17 protein-coding genes are annotated in these 19,979 nt (G+C 74.5%); 5 read left to right on the top strand and 12 right to left on the bottom strand.

Annotated features, from left to right (window positions below):
- Positions 1-113 precede the first annotated feature (113 nt).
- Genes nudC through O7604_RS13905 form a run of 3 tightly spaced genes read right to left on the bottom strand, consistent with a single transcriptional unit; the run spans position 114 to position 3,693 of the window.
- A complete protein-coding gene (gene nudC / locus O7604_RS13915) occupies positions 114-1,061 on the bottom strand; it encodes an NAD(+) diphosphatase (RefSeq protein WP_281579818.1) in 948 nt (315 codons plus the stop codon).
- Positions 1,058-2,386, bottom strand: a complete 1,329-nt coding sequence (locus O7604_RS13910) for a pitrilysin family protein (protein ID WP_281579817.1) — start codon at positions 2,384-2,386, stop codon at positions 1,058-1,060. The genes nudC and O7604_RS13910 overlap by 4 nt, the downstream gene beginning before the upstream one ends.
- The gene (locus O7604_RS13905; RefSeq protein WP_269704166.1) at positions 2,383-3,693 is read right to left on the bottom strand and encodes a pitrilysin family protein; all 1,311 of its coding nucleotides are present in this window, start codon (positions 3,691-3,693) and stop codon (positions 2,383-2,385) included. Before O7604_RS13905 ends, O7604_RS13910 begins: the two co-directional genes overlap by 4 nt.
- Before the next feature lie 147 nt (positions 3,694-3,840).
- On the opposite strand from O7604_RS13905, the gene O7604_RS13900 reads away from it, so the two are divergent.
- The 4 genes from O7604_RS13900 to O7604_RS13885 are packed head-to-tail and all read left to right on the top strand — an operon-like array spanning position 3,841 to position 6,997.
- Positions 3,841-4,902 carry an ABC transporter substrate-binding protein gene (locus O7604_RS13900; RefSeq protein WP_269704165.1) on the top strand — a complete coding sequence of 354 codons (1,062 nt, stop codon included), beginning with the start codon at positions 3,841-3,843 and terminating at the stop codon, positions 4,900-4,902.
- Positions 4,899-5,678, top strand: a complete 780-nt coding sequence (locus O7604_RS13895) for an ABC transporter ATP-binding protein (RefSeq protein ID WP_174533937.1) — start codon at positions 4,899-4,901, stop codon at positions 5,676-5,678. The genes O7604_RS13900 and O7604_RS13895 overlap by 4 nt, the downstream gene beginning before the upstream one ends.
- Positions 5,668-6,552 carry an ABC transporter permease gene (locus tag O7604_RS13890; RefSeq protein ID WP_281579816.1) on the top strand — a complete coding sequence of 295 codons (885 nt, stop codon included), beginning with the start codon at positions 5,668-5,670 and terminating at the stop codon, positions 6,550-6,552. The genes O7604_RS13895 and O7604_RS13890 overlap by 11 nt, the downstream gene beginning before the upstream one ends.
- 4 nt (positions 6,553-6,556) lie before the next feature.
- A complete protein-coding gene (locus O7604_RS13885; protein ID WP_281579815.1) occupies positions 6,557-6,997 on the top strand; it encodes an Rrf2 family transcriptional regulator in 441 nt (146 codons plus the stop codon).
- A gap of 10 nt (positions 6,998-7,007) precedes the next feature.
- On the opposite strand, the gene O7604_RS13880 is transcribed toward O7604_RS13885, so the two are convergent.
- The 8 genes from O7604_RS13880 to O7604_RS13845 form a co-directional block, all read right to left on the bottom strand.
- Positions 7,008-7,520: a GNAT family N-acetyltransferase gene (locus O7604_RS13880; RefSeq protein WP_281579814.1), complete on the bottom strand. Its 513-nt coding sequence runs from the start codon at positions 7,518-7,520 to the stop codon at positions 7,008-7,010.
- A 52-nt stretch (positions 7,521-7,572) separates the two neighbouring features.
- On the bottom strand, positions 7,573-7,758 hold the full coding sequence (locus O7604_RS13875; RefSeq protein WP_281579813.1) for a hypothetical protein: 186 nt from the start codon (positions 7,756-7,758) through the stop codon (positions 7,573-7,575).
- A gap of 234 nt (positions 7,759-7,992) precedes the next feature.
- Complete coding sequence (locus O7604_RS13870) at positions 7,993-9,246, bottom strand: DEAD/DEAH box helicase (protein WP_269704160.1); 1,254 nt, start codon at positions 9,244-9,246, stop codon at positions 7,993-7,995.
- Between the two features lie 178 nt (positions 9,247-9,424).
- On the bottom strand, positions 9,425-9,628 hold the full coding sequence (locus tag O7604_RS13865) for a cold-shock protein (protein WP_013288421.1): 204 nt from the start codon (positions 9,626-9,628) through the stop codon (positions 9,425-9,427).
- Between the two features lie 204 nt (positions 9,629-9,832).
- On the bottom strand, positions 9,833-13,231 hold the full coding sequence (locus O7604_RS13860; RefSeq protein ID WP_281579812.1) for a UvrD-helicase domain-containing protein: 3,399 nt from the start codon (positions 13,229-13,231) through the stop codon (positions 9,833-9,835).
- Between the two features lie 55 nt (positions 13,232-13,286).
- Entirely contained in the window at positions 13,287-16,892 is a 3,606-nt protein-coding gene (locus O7604_RS13855; RefSeq protein WP_281579963.1) for an ATP-dependent DNA helicase, read from the bottom strand.
- 154 nt (positions 16,893-17,046) lie between these two features.
- Entirely contained in the window at positions 17,047-17,592 is a 546-nt protein-coding gene (locus O7604_RS13850; protein WP_281579811.1) for a TIGR00730 family Rossman fold protein, read from the bottom strand.
- 3 nt (positions 17,593-17,595) lie between these two features.
- A complete protein-coding gene (locus O7604_RS13845) occupies positions 17,596-18,459 on the bottom strand; it encodes a TIGR00730 family Rossman fold protein (protein ID WP_269706999.1) in 864 nt (287 codons plus the stop codon).
- Positions 18,460-18,632: 173 nt separating this feature from the next.
- Here O7604_RS13845 and O7604_RS13840 point away from each other — a divergent pair, with 173 nt between their 5' ends.
- Positions 18,633-18,794 carry a hypothetical protein gene (locus O7604_RS13840; RefSeq protein ID WP_181726661.1) on the top strand — a complete coding sequence of 54 codons (162 nt, stop codon included), beginning with the start codon at positions 18,633-18,635 and terminating at the stop codon, positions 18,792-18,794.
- A 48-nt stretch (positions 18,795-18,842) separates the two neighbouring features.
- Here the strand turns inward: O7604_RS13840 and dapE are convergent, their stop codons facing one another.
- Complete coding sequence (gene dapE, locus O7604_RS13835; protein WP_269704157.1) at positions 18,843-19,916, bottom strand: succinyl-diaminopimelate desuccinylase; 1,074 nt, start codon at positions 19,914-19,916, stop codon at positions 18,843-18,845.
- Positions 19,917-19,979: the final 63 nt, after the last annotated feature.

Below are 19,979 nucleotides of genomic sequence, written 5' to 3'. Positions count from 1 at the left end.
GCTTTCCCGCCTCACCCGGCCGCGACGGCACGTGTTCCCGGCCCGCGATCGTCGCGGCAACGACGGTCCGGGTCGGGGCCGCGTCCGCCCGTGGGCGGCGGCCGGTCAGCTGGTCAGCAGTGACCGTCGAGCCAGCGGTGCACCAGGAACAACGCGATCGACGACGGCGGCGGCAGGATCAGCCGGTCTCCCCCGCCCACCGGCACCGGCTCGTCCGCGAGCGCCGCCCCGATCTCCCGGCGGGTGAACCAGCGCGCGTGCGCGATCTCGGCCAGGTCGACCCGGATCGGCGCGTCCGCGTCGGCGCGGGCCAGGAAGCCGAGCATCAGCGAGCCGGGGAACGGCCAGGACTGGCTGCCCACGTACGCGATCTCCTCGACCGGGACGCCGACCTCCTCGCGGACCTCGCGCAGCACGGCGGCCTCGGCCGACTCGCCGGGCTCGACGTATCCGGCCAGGCAGGAGTAGCGGCGCAGGCCCGGCGTGCGCGGCCAGGCCGCGTTGTTACCGAGCAGGCAGCGGCCGTCCGGCCCGTCCACCCCGTCGTGCACCAGCACGATCATGGCCGGATCGGTACGCGGCCAGACCCGGCCGCCGTCCGGGTCGATCCGCGACCAGCCGGCCTCGTCGGCGCTCGTCGGCTTGCCCGTCGTCGACGAGTAGCCGTGCCGCAGGTGCCAGTTGAGCAGCGCCAGCGCGGTGGTGAACAGGCCCGCGTCCCGGTCGGTCATCAGGTGGCCGACCTCGCGCAGGTGGGCCGGGCGGGTGTCCGGCAGCGCCGGCAGCGGCCCGTCCACCGCGAAGACGGGTACGCCGTCCGGCTCGACGCCGAGGAACATCGGCACCGACCGGGGCACCTCGGCCAGCTCACCGGGACCGACCAGGACCAGCTCCGGCGGGGCCGCCGAGCCCCGGACCAGCGCCCGCCCCTCGGCCGCGGAGTCGAGCACCAGCACCCGCGCCCGCTCCCACGCCTCGGTCAACCAGCCCGGATCGGTACGCCGGTGCGCGGCCCGGTCGAGCGTCGACCGGGCCAGCGGCGGGGCGGACTCGCCGCTCATGCCGATTCCGTACGCACCGGTGTCAGCGTGGCCAGCGAGTCGGCCACCCGCTCGGCGTCGCCGAGCACGACGGTGACCGCGCGGGCCGGGGCCAGGTAGCGGGCGGCCACCTCGGTCACGTCGTCCACGGTCGCGGCGGCCAGCCGGGCGGCGTGCTCGGCGAGGAAGTCAAGCCGCAGCCCGTTGCCGGCGTACGCGCTGGTCAGCGACGCGAGACCGGCCTGGGTGGACATGCCGAGCTGGAGCGTGCCGAGCGCGTACTGGCGGGCCTGCTCCAGTTCGTCGGCCTTCGGCGGCACCGTGGCCAGGCGGCCCAGCTCGTAGGTCGTCTCCACCAGCGCCGCCGCTGTCACCTCGGTGGCCACCTCGGCGCCGGCGACGAGCAGCGAACCGGCCACCGAGTGCTCCACGAGCGAGTGCGGCCCGTACGTGTAGCCCTTGTCCTCGCGGATGTTCTCCACCCAGCGGGACGAGAAGTAGCCGCCGAAGATCAGGTTGGCGAGCTGCAACGCGGCGTGGTCCGGGTGGGTACGCGGCACCGCCGGCAGCGCGAGACGCAGCGACGACTGCACCGAGCCCGGCCGGTCGACGAGCAGCAGCGGCCCGGGCTCCAGCGGCGGCGCGGGCGGCAACTCGGCGACGTGGCCGTCACCGCGCCACCCGGCGAGCGCCTTCTCGGCCGCGTCCAGCGCCCGCTCCGGCGCCACGTCACCGACGAGCACCAGCACCGCGCCGGCCGGGTGTACCCGCTCGGCGTGCAGCCGGCGCAACGCGGCCGGGCGGACCGCCCGGACCTGGTCCGGGTCGGGCGTCTGCACCGCGTACGGGTGCCGGCCGTACACCCGCTTGAGCAGCGCGGTGCGGGCCAGGTGCGACGGCTGACTCTGCGCGACCTGGATGCGGTCGACCAGCCGGTCCCGTTCGGTCTCCACCCAGTCGGCGGGGTAGGTGGCGCCGGTGAGCACCTCGGCGAGCAGCTCCAGCATCCGGTCCAGCCCGGTGACCAGGCCCGCGCCGGAGAGCATCAGCCGATCCGGGTCGAGGCCGGCGGTCAGCCCGCCGCCGACCTTCTGCAGCTCGGCCGCCAGCTCGGTGGCGCTGTGCGCCTCGGTGCCGGAGAGCATGGTCTGCGCCAGCATCGCGCCGCGGGCCAGGTGGGTACGCCCGAACGGCATCCACAGTCGCAGCTCGACGAGCGGCACGGAGGAGCGGCGTACCGCGATCACGGTGAGTCCGTTGGCGAGCGTGCGCTCGGCCTGCTTGGGCACCTTGAGGCGGCGGTTGGGACGCAGCGCCGGCAGCGGCCGGACAGTGGTAGCAGTCATCGGGCTCCTCCGGCGACGACCTCGACGGATGCGCGGCGCTCGGGCCGCAGGGTGGCGGCGGCGGCGCGGACCTGCTCCTCGGTCACCTCGCCGACCAGCCGGGGCAGGTCGTTGAGCAGGCCGGGCTCGCCGCGTTGCTGTTCCAGCACCGCCATCCGCAACGCGCGGCCGAGCACCGCGTCCGTGTCGCGCAGCAGGTGGGTGGCCATCCGGGCCTGGGTACGCGCCAGCTCCCCCTCGGTCAGCCCGTCGGTCGCCAGCCGGTCCAGTTCCTCGTCGATCGTGCGCAGCACCTTGTCCACGTCGCCGCCGGGCGGCAGGTGTGCCTGGAGCAGCAGCGCGGTGGGGTCGCGGACGTCGAACGGGTCGCCCATGAAACCGAGGTACCCGCCGAGGCTGGTGACCGACCGGTCGCGTTGCACCAGCCGCTCGACCAGCCGGGAGGCGTCACCGTCGGTGAGCACCTCGGCCAGCACCACGTACGGCAGGTAGCCGGCGAAGTCGCTGACCGGGTCGGGCACCCGCCACGCGCCGGCCACCGCCGGGAGCGGGGCCAGCGCGTCGGTGTACGTGCTGCGCCGCTCGGCGGTCAGGTCGGGCTCGGCGAAGTCGGGCCGCTGCGGCGCGGGCCGGGCCGGCACGTCCCCGAAGTGCCGCTCGATGAGCGTGGTCGCCTCGGCCACGTCGATGTCGCCGCTGACCGCGAGCACGGCGTTGCCGCTGGCGTAGTAGCGGCGGAAGAAGTCGGCGGCGTCTGCCACGGTGGCCGACTCCAGGTCGACGAAGGAGCCGTAGCCGTCGTGCGCGTTGGGGAAGGTGTCGAACATCACCGGGGGCAGCGTCAGCCAGGGGAACCCGCCGTACGGCCGGTTCAGCACGTTGACCCGGATCTCCTCCTTGACCACGTCGACCTGGTTGCGCAGGTTCTCCTCGGTCAGCCGCGGGCCGCGCATCCGGTCGGCCTCGAGGAACAGCGCCCGTTCCAGCGCGTTCGCGGGCAGCGTCTCGAAGTAGTCGGTGTAGTCCAGGTGGGTGGAGCCGTTGAACGTCCCGCCGGCGCCCTGGACGTGTCGGAAGTGGGCCAGCTTCTCGAGGTTCTCCGAGCCCTGGAACATCAGGTGCTCGAAGAGGTGGGCGAACCCGGTACGCCCTTCCGGCTCGGAGCGGATGCCGACGTCGTAGACCACCGCGACCCCGATGACCGGGGCGCTGCGGTCCGGCGTGAGCACCACACGCAGGCCGTTGTCGAGGGTGAACCGTTCGACCGGGTACTTCGTCGCTGGGATCTTCGCTCTCCGCGTCGGCACGAGATCGACACTAGCGCCTCGGTACCCGCTCTACCGCCGGTGTGCCCTGGCCGAACGGTGGACGTTGCGGGACGGGTCTTGACGCCGAGGGCCGCTTGCCCCAGTCTTCCTACCAACTAAATAGGAATACTGCGGATTGGACATTCGATGAGAGGGCTTCCCCTGCGCCGCCTGGTCACCCTGGCGACCCTGGCCGCGGTCGGCGCGGCCACGCTCGGCACCACCGCCGCCTGCGGCGAGGACAGCGACGCCGGCGCCGCGTCCGGCCCGGTCACGCTGCGCCTGGGCTACTTCCCCAACATCACGCACGCCCCGGCCGTGGTCGGCGTGGAGAAGGGGATCTTCAAGGAGAAGCTCGGCAGCCACGTCGAGCTGGACACCAAGACGTTCAACGCCGGCCCGGCCGCCATCGAGGCCGTCTTCTCCGGCGCGCTCGACGCCACGTACATCGGCCCGAACCCGACGGTGAACGCCTTCTCGAAGTCCAAGGGCGAGGCGGTCCGGGTCATCTCCGGCGCCGCGTCCGGCGGCGTCGCGCTCGTGGTCAAGCCCGGCATCACCTCGGTGGAGCAGCTGCGCGGCAAGAAGATCGCCACCCCGCAGCTCGGCAACACCCAGGACGTGGCGCTGCGCTTCTGGCTCAAGGAGAAGGGCCTGGAGACCACCAAGGAGGGCGGCGGCGACGTCAAGATCGTGCCGCAGGAGAACGCGCAGACGATCGAGACGTTCGGCAGCGGCGCCATCGACGGCGCGTGGGTGCCCGAGCCGTTCGTCTCCCGGCTGGTCAACGCCGGTGGCAAGGTGCTCGTCGACGAGCGTGACCTGTGGCCGGACAAGAAGTTCGTCATCACCAACCTGCTGGTCAGCACCAAGTTCCTCAAGGCGCACCCGGACGTGGTGAAGAAGCTGGTCGAGGGCCAGGTCGCGGCGAACGAGTTCGTCAACACCAAGCCGGACGAGGCGCAGCAGGCCATCTCCGACCACATCGGCAAGATCACCGGCAAGCCGCTGGACCTCAAGCTGATCAAGCAGGCCTGGCCGACGCTGGAGTTCACCAACGACCCGATCCCGGCCTCGCTGAAGACCGGCCTGGACCACGCCGTCGCGGTCGGGCTGACCCAGCCGGTCGACCTGAACGGCCTCTACGACCTCAAGTACCTGAACGAGGTGCTCAAGGCGCAGGGCAAGGCCGAGGTCAGCCAGCCGTGACGTCGACGACCACGACCCCGCGCAGCGCGACCGGCTCGGTCGCGCTGCGCGGCGTGACGAAGGTGTACGGCCAGGGCGAGCAGGCGGTCCTGGCCCTGGACGGGCTGTCGCTGGACGTCGCGCCGGGCGAGTTCGTCTGCATGGTCGGCGCGTCCGGATGCGGCAAGAGCACGCTGCTCAACCTGGTCGCCGGGCTGGACCGGGCCAGCGGCGGCACGATCGAGCTGGGCGAGGGCGTCAACCCGGGACTGATGTTCCAGGAGCCTGCGCTGTTCCCCTGGCTCACCGTCGAGGGCAACGTCGAGGTGCCGCTGAAGCTGCGCGGACTCCCCCGCGACCAGCGCAAGGAGCGGGTGGCCGAGCTGCTGCGCACGGTCCACCTGTCCGAGTTCGGCCGCAAGCGGCCGCACCAGCTCTCCGGCGGCATGCGGCAGCGGGTCGCGCTGGCCCGCACGCTCGCGCTGGAGACGCCGGTGCTGCTGATGGACGAGCCGTTCGGCGCGCTGGACGCGATGACCCGCGACATCCTGCACGACGAGCTGGAGCGGATCTGGACCGAGCGCAAGCTCACCGTCCTGTTCGTCACGCACAACGTGCGGGAGGCGGCCCGGCTCGCCGACCGCATCGTGCTGCTCTCCAGCCGGCCCGGCCGGATCATCTACTCCACCGAGGTCGCCGTGCCGCGCCCCCGGCGGATCGACTCGCCGGAGGTCTCGGCCATCGCCGCCGAGGTCACCGACCGGCTGCGCAAGGAGGTGGGCCGGCATGGCCAGTGACACCCTGTCCGGGTCGGCGCGTACCGACGCGGAGATCTCCGGACTCGACGCGCTGGAGATCGCCGGCCGGGAGAAGGGCACGTCCCGGGTCCGTCGCCTGTGGTCGGCCACCTGGCCCAAGTTCGCCGCGCTCGCGCTCGCCGTCGCGATCTGGCAGGCGGTGGTCTGGTCCGGGTGGAAGGAGCCGTGGGCGCTGCCCGGCCCGGCAGTGGTCTTCGGCGACCTCGGGGAGTACGCGCTCAGCTCGGCGCTCTGGGAGGGCCTGGCCACCACCGCCCGGCGGGCGGCCGTCGGCTTCGCCGCCGCGGTCGCGGTCGGCCTGCTGCTCGGCCTGGCGGTGGCCCGGGTCAAGGTGCTCCGGGCCGCGCTCGGCTCGATGATCACCGCGTTGCAGACCATGCCGTCGATCGCCTGGTTCCCGCTGGCCATCCTGCTGTTCCAGCTCAGCGAGCAGGCGATCTTCTTCGTGGTGGTGCTCGGCGCCGCGCCGTCGGTCGCCAACGGTGTCATCCACGGCGTGGACTACGTGCCGCCGCTGCTGGTCCGCGCCGGCCGCAACCTCGGCGCACGCGGGCTCAACCTCTACCGGTACGTGATCGCGCCGGCCGCGCTACCCGCCATCGTGGCCGGACTCAAGCAGGGCTGGGCGTTCGCCTGGCGCAGCCTGATGGCCGGTGAGCTGCTGGTGGTCATCGCCACCCGCACCTCGATCGGCGCTCAACTCACGTACGCACGCGAGCTGAGCGAGGCGCCCCGCCTGATGGCCATCATGATCGTCATCCTGGTGGTGGGCCTGCTCGTGGACACCGCGTTCGGGGCCGCCGACAAGGCGATCCGTCGCCGCTGGGGCGTGCTGGACCAGGCCGGCAACTGACGTCGTGTACATCTCCGCGCGCGCCGACTACGCGCTCCGGGCCATGCTCGCCGTCGCCGACGCCGCCACCACCGGCGACCCGGCCTCCGGCGGCGGCGAGCTGGTCAAGGCGGCGAGCCTGGCCGAGAACCAGGACATCCCGCTCAGCTTCCTTCAGGGCATCCTGCTCGACCTGCGGCGGGCCGGACTGCTGCACAGCCACCGCGGCACCGAAGGCGGGTACGCGCTGACCCGCCCGCCGGACGAGATCAGCGTCGGAGACGTGCTGCGCGCGGTCGGTGGCGCGATCACGAGCGTCCGGGGCATTCCCGCGGACCGGGCCGGCTACCACGGCGTGGCCACCGGCCTGCGGGACGTGTGGCTGGCTGTGGACGGCGCGATCGCCCTGGTCGTGGACCGGACCACGCTCGCCGACCTCCTCAGCGACCGGGCCACGGCGCCCTGACGCGCGTCCGTCACCGGGCCGGCGGCTGCGCCTCGCGGACCATGCGGATCTCGCGTACACCGTCCTGGACCTGCGTGGTCCCGTCGGCGACGAAGCCGTGCCGGCGGTAGAACGCCTGGGCACGGGGGTTGGGGTCGGCGACCCACAGCGCCGCCGGCTCCGCCGGGTCGAGGACGGCCCGCAACAACGCCGGCCCGGCGCCGGTGCCGTGATCGGCCGCGTGCACGTAGAGGACGTACAACTGCCGCGCCCACGCCGCCTCGGCATCGAGCGGGGGGCCCGACATCGCGATCCCCACCAGCTCGCCACCCCGCTCGGCCACCGCCGCCCGGTTCTCGCGGTAGCGCTCGTCGGTCAACGCGGCGATCCAGAACCGCTCCCGGAAGGCCGGGAGGCCCGGATCGTCGAGCACCGCGTCCGGCATGAGCCCGCGATACGTCTCCTGCCAGCACCGCACATGGACGCGCGCCATACCGGCGGCGTCCTCGGCCCGGGCCGGGCGAACGGTGAGCGGCGGGTGCACCGTCGCATCGTAGGCGGCCGGCCGGGTCCGGCACCGCCCCTCTTCGGCGCGGCTACTGAGTGTGCGGAGCGCTCATCCCGGGCGTGAAGCTGCGGGCCGCGCCACGGTCCCGCGGGCTGTCGTCGGACGGCTGCCACGGCCCGAACGCGGCCACCGCGGCGAGCGCCAGGCCGGCCCCCGCCACCGCGAGCACCAGCAGCACTTCCCGTGCTCCGCCCGATCCGGTCTCCCCCGCCATCAACCGCTCCCTCCGCGTCCGGTCGACCCCCCGACCGGTCCCCCACGCGACAGCATCGCCGCCGGATTCCGGTGGGACAGTCGGGCAGCCGACCGAACAGAGACTGATTCCCGACTCAGGAGCGAATGCTCGGCCGGTCGGAGGCGAGGCCGGTCAGGCGCGGGCCGCCCGGGCCCGGCCCCGGACAAACACAAGTCCGACCGGACGGGCGGCCGGTCGGACGACGGGACGCGGTCAGCGGCGGCGCGGGCGCCGACGAGGCCGGGTCGCCGGGGCGGGGTGCGCGGCGGCGGGCGCGGCGATGGTCACCGGCACGCCGGACGGCTCCCGGGCGCCGGTGAGCCGGCTCAGCTCGCTGTCGCCGGGGCGTACCCGCGTGGTCTTGGGGTTGATGCCCGCGGTGCTCATCAGCCGGGCGACGTCGCGGCGCTGGTCCGGCAGGACCAGCGTGACCACGGTGCCCGACTCGCCGGCCCGCGCGGTCCGGCCACCCCGGTGCAGGTAGTCCTTGGCCTCGGCGGGCGGGTCGGCGTTGACCACCAAATCCAGCCCGTCGACGTGGATGCCCCGGGCCGCCACGTCGGTGGCCACCAGCGCGGTGACCTGGCCGGTGCGGAACTGCTCCAGGATGCGGGTGCGCTGCGGCTGCGACTTGCCGCCGTGCAGCGCCGCCGCGCGTACGCCCTTGGCGAGCAACTGCCGGGCCACCCGGTCGGCGCGGTGCTTGGTGGCGATGAACACGATCGTGCGGCCCTCGCGGGCGGCGATGTGCGCCAGCGCGGCCTGCTTGTCGTCCGCCTCCAGGTGCAGCACGTGGTGGGTCATCGCGGTGACGGTGGCGGTGCCCGGGTCGACGGAGTGCGTCACCGGGTCGGTCAGGAAGCGGCGGACCAGCCGGTCCACGCCCCGGTCCAGGGTGGCCGAGAAGAGCATCCGCTGCCCACCCGGCGCGACCTGCTCCAGCAGCTTCGTCACCTGCGGCAGGAAGCCCATGTCGGCCATCTGGTCGGCCTCGTCCAGCACGGTGATGGTCACCTGGTCCAGCCGGGCGTCCCCGCGGTCGATCAGGTCGTGCAGCCGGCCCGGGGTGGCCACCAGCACCTCGGCGCCGGCCCGCAGCGCGGCCGCCTGGCGGCCCAGCGAGAGCCCGCCGACCACAGTCGCGCAGCGCAGGCCGAGCGTGGCCGCGTACGGGGTGAGCGCGGCGGTGACCTGCGCTGCGAGTTCCCGGGTGGGTACGAGCACCAGCGCGAGCGGACGGCCCGGGCGGGCCCGGCGACCGGCCGTACGGTGCAGCAGCGGCAGCCCGAACGCGAGCGTCTTGCCGGAGCCGGTACGGCCCCGGCCGAGCACGTCCCGGCCGGCCAGGGAGTCCGGCAGCGTGGCCGCCTGGATCGGGAACGGCGCGGAGATGCCCTGGGCGGCCAGCTCGGAGACGAGCGCCGGGGCCAGGCCGGTGGCGGCGAACGTGGGCAGGGTCGTGGTCATGCGGACAGCCTTCCTCGAGGCGGCACGTGTCGAGGAAGGGCGCCGGGCTGCGGCGCGTCACCGGCGTCACCGGTGGTCACAAGCACGAACCGAAAGGGACGGGCCGGCCCGGCAGAGGCGGGCCGGCCCGTGCACCGCGCCCGAGAGGGCGCAGTGGTGGTGCCGGTTGATCTGAAGATCAGAGCGGGCGGATGTTCTCCGCCTGCGGGCCCTTCTGGCCCTGGGTCACCTCGAACTCGACCCGCTGGTTCTCGTCCAGGCTCCGGTAGCCGGAGGTCTGGATCGCCGAGAAGTGGGCGAAGACGTCGGCGCCGCCGTCGTCCGGGGTGATGAAGCCGAAGCCCTTGTCAGCGTTGAACCACTTGACGGTGCCAATTGCCATGTGTTTCGTCTCCTTGACGGAACGGTCGGCCCGCACGTGTTGCGGGCCGGAGAGGAGCACCCCGCGCGTGGAATACGCGGCGTGCCTGTCGCTGCTGGTCGCCCCGCCCGGAGAACTCCGGACACAACAAAGAGCGCCTGGGGCCACAATCCGCCAGGCGCACACAGAGTCTCTGGAAACCAAAACTGCAACCCGGACAACGTATCACGGATTCGTGCGCCGCGGGAGATCCCCCGGGATTTCCGGCAGGGCGGCCACCAGATCGGCCAGCCCGTCCGCGTCGAGCAGGTCGGCCGGGCGGACGGTCGCCGAGTCCCGCACGTAGTGGAACGCGGCGCCGACCCGCTCCACCGGCACCCCGGCCAGTTCCGCCCAGGCCAGCCGGTAGACCGCCAGCTGCACCGCCGCCGCGTCGGCCTCCCGGCCGGTGGGCTGCCGCCCGGTCTTCCAGTCGACCACGTCGTAGCGCCCGCCCGGGCGGGCGAACACGGCGTCCATCCGCCCCCTGACCACCACACCGGCGATGACGGTGGCGAACGGCACCTCCACCTCCACCGGCACCCGGTCGGCCCACTCGCCGGCCAGGAAGCGCTCCTGCAACTCGACCAGCGCCTCGTCCGGGGCCGCGCCCTCGTCCGCCGCGCCGGGCAGCTCGTCCACGTCGAGCAGCCGGTCCGCGCCGAAGCGCTGCTCCAGCCAGGCGTGGAACGCGGTGCCGCGCCGGGCGTACGGGTTCGGCTCTGTCGGCATCGGGCGGCGCAGCGTCCGGGCCAGTGCCTCCGGGTCGCGGCGCAACGCCACCAGCTGGGTCACCGAGAGGTGGCCGGGCAGTTCGACCTCGACCGCCTCGGCCTGCCGGGCCAGCTCCGCCCGCTCGGCGAGCAGCAGCTCGGCCTCGCGCCGCCAGCGGGTCACCTCGGCGTCGTCCGCCGTCGTGGCGAGCAGTGCCGCCTCGCGCCGGGCCGTCTCCGGGTCGGCCAGGTGACGGCGGACCAGCGCCGCCGCCTCGGTCAGCCCCGGCCGGCGGGCCCCCAGCGGGTCGGCCGGCCACTCGGCCCGCAGCACCGTCTCGGTGGTCGGGTTCACCGCGTCCCCGGCCGGCTCGGGCGTCCAGGCGTCCACCACGTGCCCGTCCGCGCCGGCCAGGCAGGCGTCGTGCACCTCGCGCAGGAACACCGACGGGCCCCGGAACCGCTTGGTCCCCTCCCCCCACCAGTAGCCGGAGCAGAGCAGCAGCCGGCGGGGACGGGTCACCGCCACGTACGCCAGCCGGCGCTCCTCCCGCTCGTCGTGCGCCCGCCAGGCGTCGGTGAAGTCGGTGAGCGCCCGGGCCACGCCGCGCTGGTCCTCCGCCTCCGGCAGGGCCAGCTCGGGCAGCCCGTCCGCGTCGCCGCGCAACGGGAACGGCAGCACGCCCAGCCCGCCCAGCCAGTGGTCGGAGTTGCGGACCGGCCCCGGCCAGACGCCCCGGGTCATCCCGGCGACCGCCACCACGTCCCACTCCAGGCCCTTCGCGGCGTGCGCGGTGAGCACCTGCACCGCACCGGCCACCACCTCGACCTCACCCGGCGCCAGCCCGCGCTCCTCGTCCTCGGCCGCAGCCAGGTAGGCGAGGAAACCGGCGAGCGTCGCGCCGGGCGTCTCGCCGCTGAACCGGGCCGCCACGTCACCCAGCGCGTCCAGGTGGGCGCGGGCCAGCCCGGCGTCGCCCGCGCCGTCCCGGCCGGCCCGGACCGCCACCTCGACGTCGAGGCCGATGGTCCGCTCGATGTCCGCGATCAGTTCCGGCAGCGACTGGTCCAGCCGGTACCGCAGCAGCGCCAGCTCCATCCCGTACGAGCGCAGCCGCGCGTAGCCCTCGGCCGAGTACGCCTGCGCCGGCCCCAGATCCGCGAGCGCCTCCACAAGCGTCGCCTCGTCCAGCGCGTCCACGGTGATCTCCGGGCCCTCGTCGCCGGTGAGTTCCCGGCGGCTGCGGGCGATGGCGCGGGCGCGGCGGTGCAGGGCGACCAGGTCACGCGGGCCGATCCGCCAGCGCGCGCCGGTCAGCAGCCGCAGCAGCGCCGCCCCGTCGGTCGGGTCGGCGAGCACACGCAGCGTGCACACCACGTCCCGTACCTCCGGGGTGTCCAGCAGCCCACCCAGGCCGACCACGTCGACCGGTAGCCCGCGGGCGCGCAACGCCGCCTCGATCGCCGGGATCTGGCTGCGCAACCGCACCAGCACCGCGGTGGTCGGGCGGCGGTCGGCGGGGATGTGCTCGGGCAGCGCGCCGGGCATCCCGGCCGCGCCCCGCCAGGCCGCCAGCACGCTGTCCGCGATCCAGTCGGCCTCGTCGGCGTACGTCTCAAGCAGCGCGCTGTGCACGGTGCCGCCGCCCTGCCCGCCCGGCGAGCGGTGCGGGATCGGGTCGCGGACGCTGAGCGCGGCGTGCAGTTCCGGCACCCGTGCGCCGGCCGCCCGCAGCGGCACCGACAGCGTGTTGGCGACGCCGAGGATCTCCGGCCGGTTGCGCCAGCTCGTCGTCAGGCTGAGCACGTCGGCGGGGCTGCCGTCGGTACGGGCGAACTCGGCCGGGAACCGGTCGAGCGTGCCGGCGCTGGCCCCGCGCCAGCCGTAGATGGACTGGCACGGGTCGCCGACGGCGGTGACCGGGTGGCCGCCGCCGAACAGCGCGTTGAGCAGCACCACCTGGGCGTGGCTGGTGTCCTGGTACTCGTCGAGCAGCACCACCCGGAACCGGTCCCGCTCGATCACGCCGACGCCGGGATGGTCGCGGGCCACCCGGGCCGCGCGGGCGAGCTGGTCGGCGAAGTCCATCGCCTCGAAGTCGTCCTTGCGCCGGGCGTACGCGCGGACCAGCGGCAGCAGCTTCAGCCGGGTCCGCTGGAGCTGGAGCGCCTTGCGCACGTCGGCGTAGACGCGGCCGGGCCGGGACTGCACGTCGGCGAAGAACCGGCCGGTCCAGGCGGCCAGCTCGTCCGGGTCGACCAGGTGTTCGTCCAGCTCACCGGCGAGGGCCAGCACGGCGTCGGTGATGGTCGACGGCATCCGGTCCACCTCGGACATGTCGCCGTCGTAGTTGCGCACCAGCAGGTCGACGAGCTGCCAGCGGGACGCCTCGGTGAGCAGCCGGGTGGTCGGCTCGTACCCGGCGCGCAGCCCGTGCTCGGTGACGATCCGCCCGGCGTACGAGTGGTACGTCGACACGGTCGGCTCGCCCGCCAGCGGATCGTCGTGCGGATCCCGCCCCTGTCGGCCGAGCCGTCGGATGAGCTGGTCGAGCCGCGTGCGGACCCGGTGCGCCAGCTCCCCTGCCGCCTTACGGGTGAAGGTGAGGCCGAGGATGTGCTCGGGGCGTACGTAGGAGTTGGCGACCAGCCAGACCACCCGCGCGGCCATCGTCTCGGTCTTGCCCGAGCCGGCGCCCGCGACCACCAGCAGCGGTTCCACCGGCGCGGCGATGATCGCGGCCTGCTCCCGGGTGGGCGCGGGCAGCCGCAGCAGCCGGGCCAGCTCGACGGGCGTGTAACGGGGCCCGGCGTCGGCGGTGCGCGGCGCGGGCGTGGCGGAGGCGCCGAACAGCGCCGGCTGAACGGTCACGGTGCCGTCCTTGTTCGCGACTGCGGGGCTCGCAAAACCGGCTCACTCCTCGCGCTCACGAGGTCTCCGGGGGCGGCTCGACCACCTGGCGGCCCTGGCCGGAGACCGGGCAGCTGGTGCGGACCGGGCAGACCCGGCACTTGGAGTTGGCCACGGCGGCGAACGTCGAGGCGGCCATCGTGTCGGCGGTCCGGCGCACCAGCGCGGTGGCCCACCCGGCCTCCGGCCCCTCCCCGGCGGCGGCCTGCGTCTGTTCCTTGGCGTCCCGCGCGCCGGTGCCGAGTTGCACCAGCGCGGCCCCGCCCGGTTCCTCGCCGAACTCGGCGAACCCGCCCGCCTCGACCGCCGCCTGATACGCACCGAGCTGCGGATGCTCGGCCACCTCCCGCTCGGTGACCGCCGTCGACTTGCCGGTCTTCAGGTCGATCACCACGAGCCTGCCCTCGGCGTCGACCTCCAGCCGGTCGACCCGGCCGGTCAGCTGGATCGGGCGGGACGGGTCGTCGAGGCGGACCGCGAACTCGTGCTCGATCGCGAGCAGCCGGCGCGGGTTGCCGGCCAGCCAGCGCAGCAGCTTGTCCACCATCGCCTCGGCGCGCTGCCGCTCCGGGCCGGCCATCCACCGGGCGGCCAGTTCGATCGCGTCGAACCGGGCGGCCACGTACTCCAGCAACGCCTCCCGGTCGACGCTGGCGTCCTCGGCGAGCATCGCCGCCGCGTGCACCAGGTTGCCGACGCCCTGCGCGGCGCTCGCCGGCGCGCTGCCGCCGTGCCGTTCCAGCAGCCAGCGCAGGCTGCACCGCAGCGCGCTCTCCATGGCCGACGGGGTGACCCGCACCGGCTCGCCCTCGTCGACCAGCGGCCGGTCGTCGGACAGGCCGCGCAACCCCCACCAGTCGTCCGGGTGCGCGCCGGGCACCCCGGCGGCGGCCAGCCGCGCCAGCTCACCCGCCGCCGCGTGCCGCCGGGTGATCGGCGTCGCCGGGTCGGTGACAGCGGTACGCAGCTCCGCCACCAACGCGGACAGCGTGAGCCCACGCGGCGGCAGGGTGACCGGGAGCGCGGCGGGCGGCCCGTCCTGCGGATGCTCGTCCCCGTGCGGCACCGGCCCGTCCGCGACTTGCCCTCGGCTGGCCGGGCCGTTCGCGCCGTTCCCGCTCGGTCCGTTCCCGCTCGGGGCGGTGCCGCCTCCGCCGGTGGCGGGTGGGTCGGCGGCGGCGAGTTCGTGCAGGAAGCGGCTCGGCTGTTCCTCGTGGTCGTCCCCGCCGACAGCGGCGGACGCGACAGCGGTGACCAGCAGCCGCCGCCGCGCCCGGCTGATCGCCACGTGGAACAGCCGCCGCTCCTCGTCCAGCAGCGCCGACGTCTGCCCGACCAGGCTGGCCCGCAGCCCGGCGCCGTCGGCGCGACCGGCGAGCACGTCGACGAGCCGCTCCGAGCCGAGCAGGCTGCCGCGCAGGCGCAGGTCCGGCCAGACGCCCTCCTGCACCCCGGCCACCGCGACCAGATCCCACTCCAGGCCCTTGGCGGCGTGCGCGGTGAGCAGGCGTACCGCGTCGCCGCGGTCGGCGGCGGCGGCGAGCGTGTCGGCGGGCAACTCCTGCCCGAGGACGTGGTCGAGGAACACCTCGGTACGTGCGCCGGGCAACCGGTCGGTGAACCGGGCCGCCGCGTCGAAGAGGACGAGTACGGCGTCCAGGTCGCGGTCGGCCGCCTCGGCCCGCCAGCGCTGGGCGGTCTCGTGCTCGCCGGTCGCCGCCCGCCCTCTGGTGATCGCCCCGGCCCAGCGTTCGGCCAGCCCGCTCTCCCGCCACACCGCCCAGAGCACGTCCTCGACCGTGGCACCGGGCCGGGCGGCCGTCTCCCGGGCGATTGCGAGCAGGTGCGCCACGGCCTGCGCGGGCGCCGCCCACCGACGCTCGATGGTGGCCAGGTCGGCCGGTTCGCGCAACGCCTCCACCAGCAGCTCGCCGGACGGGCGGCGGTCACCACCGGCCAGCGCCAGCGCCCGCAACCCCTGGCGCAGCCGCCGTTCGGCCAGCGGATCGGCGCCGCCCAGCGGCGAGTGCAGCAACGCGACCGCCGCTTCCTCGTCCAGCCGGTCGGGTTCGAGCGCGCAGCGCAGCAGGAGCAGCAGCGGGGCGACCGCCGGCTGGAGGTGCAGCGGCAGGTCCTCGCCGTGCACGACGGTCGGCACGCCGGCGGTGTGCAGGGCGCGCCGCAGCGACGGCAGTTGCCGGCCGGTGGAACGGACCAGCACCGCCATCCGGGACCACGGCACGCCGTCGAGCAGGTGCGCTTCGCGCAACGCGTGCGCCAGCCACGCCGACTCGCTGGTGGCGGAACGGAACGTGCGTACCTCCACCGTCCCGGCCGGCGCCCCGGGAAGCGGGCGCAGCCGCCGGTGCGCCGCCGGGCCGCGCAGCCGCCGGGCCAGCCGGGCGGTGGCCGCCAGCAGTTCCGGCCCGGCCCGGTAGGAGGTGGTCAGCGTGACCTGCGCCGCCGGCGCACCGGAGGCGGTCCGGAAGCGGTGCGGGAACGTGGTGACGCCCGCGGGGTCGGCGCCGCGGAACGCGTACGTGGACGAGTCCGGGTCGGCGAACGCGACGAGGGACCGGCCGCCTCCGGCCACCACGGCGAGCAGGTCGAGCTGGGCCGGGTCGGTGTCGGCCAGCTCGTCGACGTACACGTGGGCCAGGCGGCGGCGCTCGGCGGCGAGCAGCTCGGGGTCGTCGAGCAGCATGCCGGTGGCGGCACGCACCAGTTCCGCCGGGTCGTACGCGACCGAGCCCCGGTTGCTCACGTCGCGCAGGGCGAGCACGGCGACGTACTCCCGCAGGAAGCGCGCGGCGGCCGGCCAGTCGGCGCGGCCGAGCTTCTCGCCCAGCCGCGCCAGCTCGACCGGGCCGACGCCGCGCTCCGCGGCACGCATCAGCAGGTCGCGGAGCTGCTGGGCGAACGCCCGGGTACGCAGCGCGGGGCGCAGATCCTCCGGCCAGCCGACCGGGTCGTCGCCGGGCTCCTCACCCACCACGTCGAGCAGCTCACGGATGATCAGATCCTGCTCGGGTCCGGTGAGCAGCCGGGGTGAGGGCTCGCCGCGTTCGGCCGCCGCGCGGCGCAGCAACCCGAAGGCGTACGCCGGGAACGTGCGCACCAGCGGCTCCCGGACCACCCTGTGCCCGCCCTCGGCGATCCGCGCCTCGATCCGGTGGCGCAGCTCGGTGGCACCGCGCCGGCCGAAGGTGAGCACCAGGATCCGCTCCGGGTCGACGCCCTCGGCCACCCGGGCGGCCACCGCCTCGACGAGCGTCGTCGTCTTGCCGGTGCCGGGACCGCCCACGACGAGCATCGGCCCGTCGGTGTGCGCGACCACTTCGGCCTGCACCGGATCGGCCCAGCGCCCGGTGTTCGTGCCCTGCTCGGCCACGCCCTGCGGCGAAGGGCTCCCGGGTGAAGGCACGCCGGTCGCCGTCTGCGACAGGGCGTTGCCGGGTGGCGTGGCGGTCTGCGGGTGCGCGGCATCGCCCGCCGACCCCCCGGATCGCGGCTCCGCATCGGCCGGCCCGCCGGGCCGACCCACCCCCTGCCCCGCCCCGGCGTCGTGGGGGACCCCCGCCTCCGCGCCGCCGGGCCGGCGCACCAACCGGTACGCCTGCATCACCGACATCCCACCACGCCGGTACGACACCCGGAAACCGACGTCCGCCCCGCGCGCCGCAGCTCATCCGGGTGACGCGACAACCGCACCCGCTGTTCCGGTCGGCGGACGCGGAGGCGGCGACAAGTCCGGCGCAGCGCGGCGGGGCGGGGGGTCAGGTCAGGCGGGCGTCCACCAGGTCCAGGGCGGCGGGGACGCTGTCGGCGACCATCAGCAGGTCCAGCGCGGCCGGCTTGAGGAACTGCTGTTCGCCGAGCCCGCGGATCCAGTCGAGCAACGGCCGGTAGAAGCCGTCCACGTCGACGATCACCATCGGCTTGGCGTGCAGGGCCAGGGTGGCGGTGGTCCACACCTCGAACAGCTCGTCGAGCGTGCCGAGGCCGCCGGGCAGCGCCACGAACGCGTCGGACTTCTCGTCCATCAGCGTCTTGCGGCTGGCCAGACTGTCGGTCACCAGCAGCTCGTCGGAGTCCAGGTCGGCGACCTCCAGGTCGACCAGGGACTGCGGGATGACACCGACGGTGCGGCCACCGGCCGCCCGCGCGCCCTGCACCACGGCGCCCATCATCCCGACGCAGCCGCCGCCGCTGACGAGCGTGTGCCCGCGCCGGGCCAGTTCCGCACCGGTCTCGGTGGCGAGCGCGAGCCAGCGGGCGTCGAGGGTTCGGGAGGACGCGCAGAAGACACAGACGTTGGCCACGGGTCAGCTCCGTCCCGCCGGGCCCTCGGGGGCGGCCTCGGCGGCGGCGCGCTGGTCGGCGGCCAGCCGGGCGACCGCCTCCTCGCGGACCGCCTCCTGCTCGGCGGAGAGCACCGCCTCGGCCTCCACGATGTGCCGGACGGCCTCGTTGACGTCGTCGGTGAGACGGATCAGGTCGAGGTCGGCCTGGCCGATCTTGCCCTCGGCGGCCATGGTGCCGCGCAGCCAGTCGAGCAGTCCCCGCCAGTAGTCGGTGCCCATCAGCACGACCGGGAAGCGGGTCACCTTGCCGGTCTGCACCAGGGTGAGCGCCTCGAACAGCTCGTCCAGGGTGCCGAAGCCGCCGGGCAGCACCACGAACGCCTGGGCGTACTTGACGAACATGGTCTTGCGGGCGAAGAAGTAGCGGAAGTCGATGGCCAGGTCGACCCAGTCGTTGAGGCCCTGTTCGAACGGCAGCTCAATGCCGAGCCCGACGGAGAGGCCGCCGGCCTCACCGGCGCCCCGGTTGGCGGCCTCCATCACGCCGGGGCCGCCACCGGTGATCACCGCGTAGCCGGCCCGGGCCAGGGCGCCGCCCAGTTCCTCGGCCATCCGGCACTCGGGGCTGTCCGGCTTGCTGCGGGCGGAGCCGAAGACGCTCACCGCCGGGGGCAGGTCCGCGAGGGTGTCGAAGCCCTCGACGAACTCGGAGAGGATCCGCAGCGCGCGCCAGGCGTCCTTGGTCTTCCAGTCGCTGCGGCCCCGGGAGTCGAGCAGCCGCTGATCAGCTGTACTCGTCGGAATCGCCCGATTGCGCAGCGTCACCGCCCCGCGGTGCCGTTCTCCCCGGTGCCGCTCCCCCCGCCGGCCGCCCTCGGCCGACATTTCCCTGCTCTCGCCCATGGGGCCACCGTAGTGGAGCGGCTCTCACGCGGCGCGCAGGCCCGGGAGCCGGAGAAATCTTTGGGATCCGGGCAACTAATTCGGTCGCACGGACGTCTTACTATTCACATACCCGGTATACCCCGGGCGACGCGCCTTCGGGGGAGGAGCCAGCGTTGATCAGTAACAGCGAGATGATCCGGATCCGCCGTCAGATGCAGCGACGGATCCGCGACGTGGTGGCCGAGCGCCGCCGCGCCCGGATGATGGAGACCCACCGGTCCGACCTGACCGGCGAGACCGGCGAGGCGGACGCACCCCTGACGACGACCGTCTGACGGTCCCGGGGCCCGCGGGGCGGGCGCGGGCCCCGGGATCGCAGCGCGTCAGGCGGGGGCCAGCCAGCGGTGCAGCGTCGCCGCGCCGTCCCGGATCTTGGTCAGTTCGACGTGCTCGTCCTTGTGGTGCGCCAGGTTCGGGTCCCCGGGGCCGAAGTTCAGCGCCGGAATGCCCATCGCCGCGAACCGCGCCACGTCCGTCCAGCCCAGCTTGCCGATCGGCGCGGCACCGACCGCCGCCAGGAACTCCTGCGCCGCCGGGCTCTCCAGCCCGGGCGGAGCACCGGCGGCCGCGTCGGTGACCTCCAGGTCGAAGCCGGCGAAGACCTCGCGCAGGTGCGCCTCGGCGCCCGCCGGGTCGCGGTCCGGGGCGTACCGGTAGTTGATCTCGATTTCGCACCGGTCGGGGATGACGTTGCCGGCCACCCCGCCGGTGATCCGCACCGCGTTGAGGCCCTCGCGGTAGTCGCAGCCCTCGATCGTCACCCGGCGCGCCTCGTACGTGGTCAGCCGCCGCAGCACCTCGCTCGCGCCGTGGATGGCGTTCACGCCGTGCCAGGAGCGCGCCGCGTGGGCCCGCTCGCCGTGCGTGGTGACCACCGCCCGCATGGTGCCCTGGCAGCCCGCCTCCACGATCCCGTACGTCGGCTCCAGCAGCACCGCGAAGTCGGCGTCCAGCCACTCGGGGTGGCTCTGCGCGACCAGGGTGAGGCCGTTGTACCTCGACTCGATCTCCTCGGCCTCGTAGAAGAAGTACGTGACGTCGTAGCGCGGGTCGGGCAGCGTCACCGCCAGGTGCAGCGCGAACGCCACGCCGGACTTCATGTCGGAGGTGCCGCAGCCGTACATCAGGTCGCCGCGCATGGTCGAGGGGAAGTTGCCGTTGAGCGGAACGGTGTCCAGGTGACCGGCGAGCACCACGCGCTGCGCCCGGCCCAGGTCGGTACGGGCCATGACGGTGTTCGAGTGCCGGTAGGTGGTCAGGTGCGGCACACCGCGCAGCACCTCCTCGACGCAGTCGGCGATGGCCTTCTCGTTGAGGGACACCGACTCGATGTCGACCAGGGCGCGGGTCAGCGCCACCGGATCGGCCAGGACCTCGGGGGTCAACGGGTTCTGCATGTCTCGCACGGTACCGTCATCCTCGGTGGGCGCGAGGAACACGTACCGCGCCCCCGGCCGCGA

The sequence above is a fragment of the Micromonospora sp. WMMA1947 genome (assembly GCF_027497355.1).
Classification (GTDB): Bacteria; Actinomycetota; Actinomycetes; order Mycobacteriales; family Micromonosporaceae; genus Micromonospora.
Note: the sequence above shows the minus strand (reverse complement) of the source record. Positions and strands in the feature narration are given on the sequence as shown.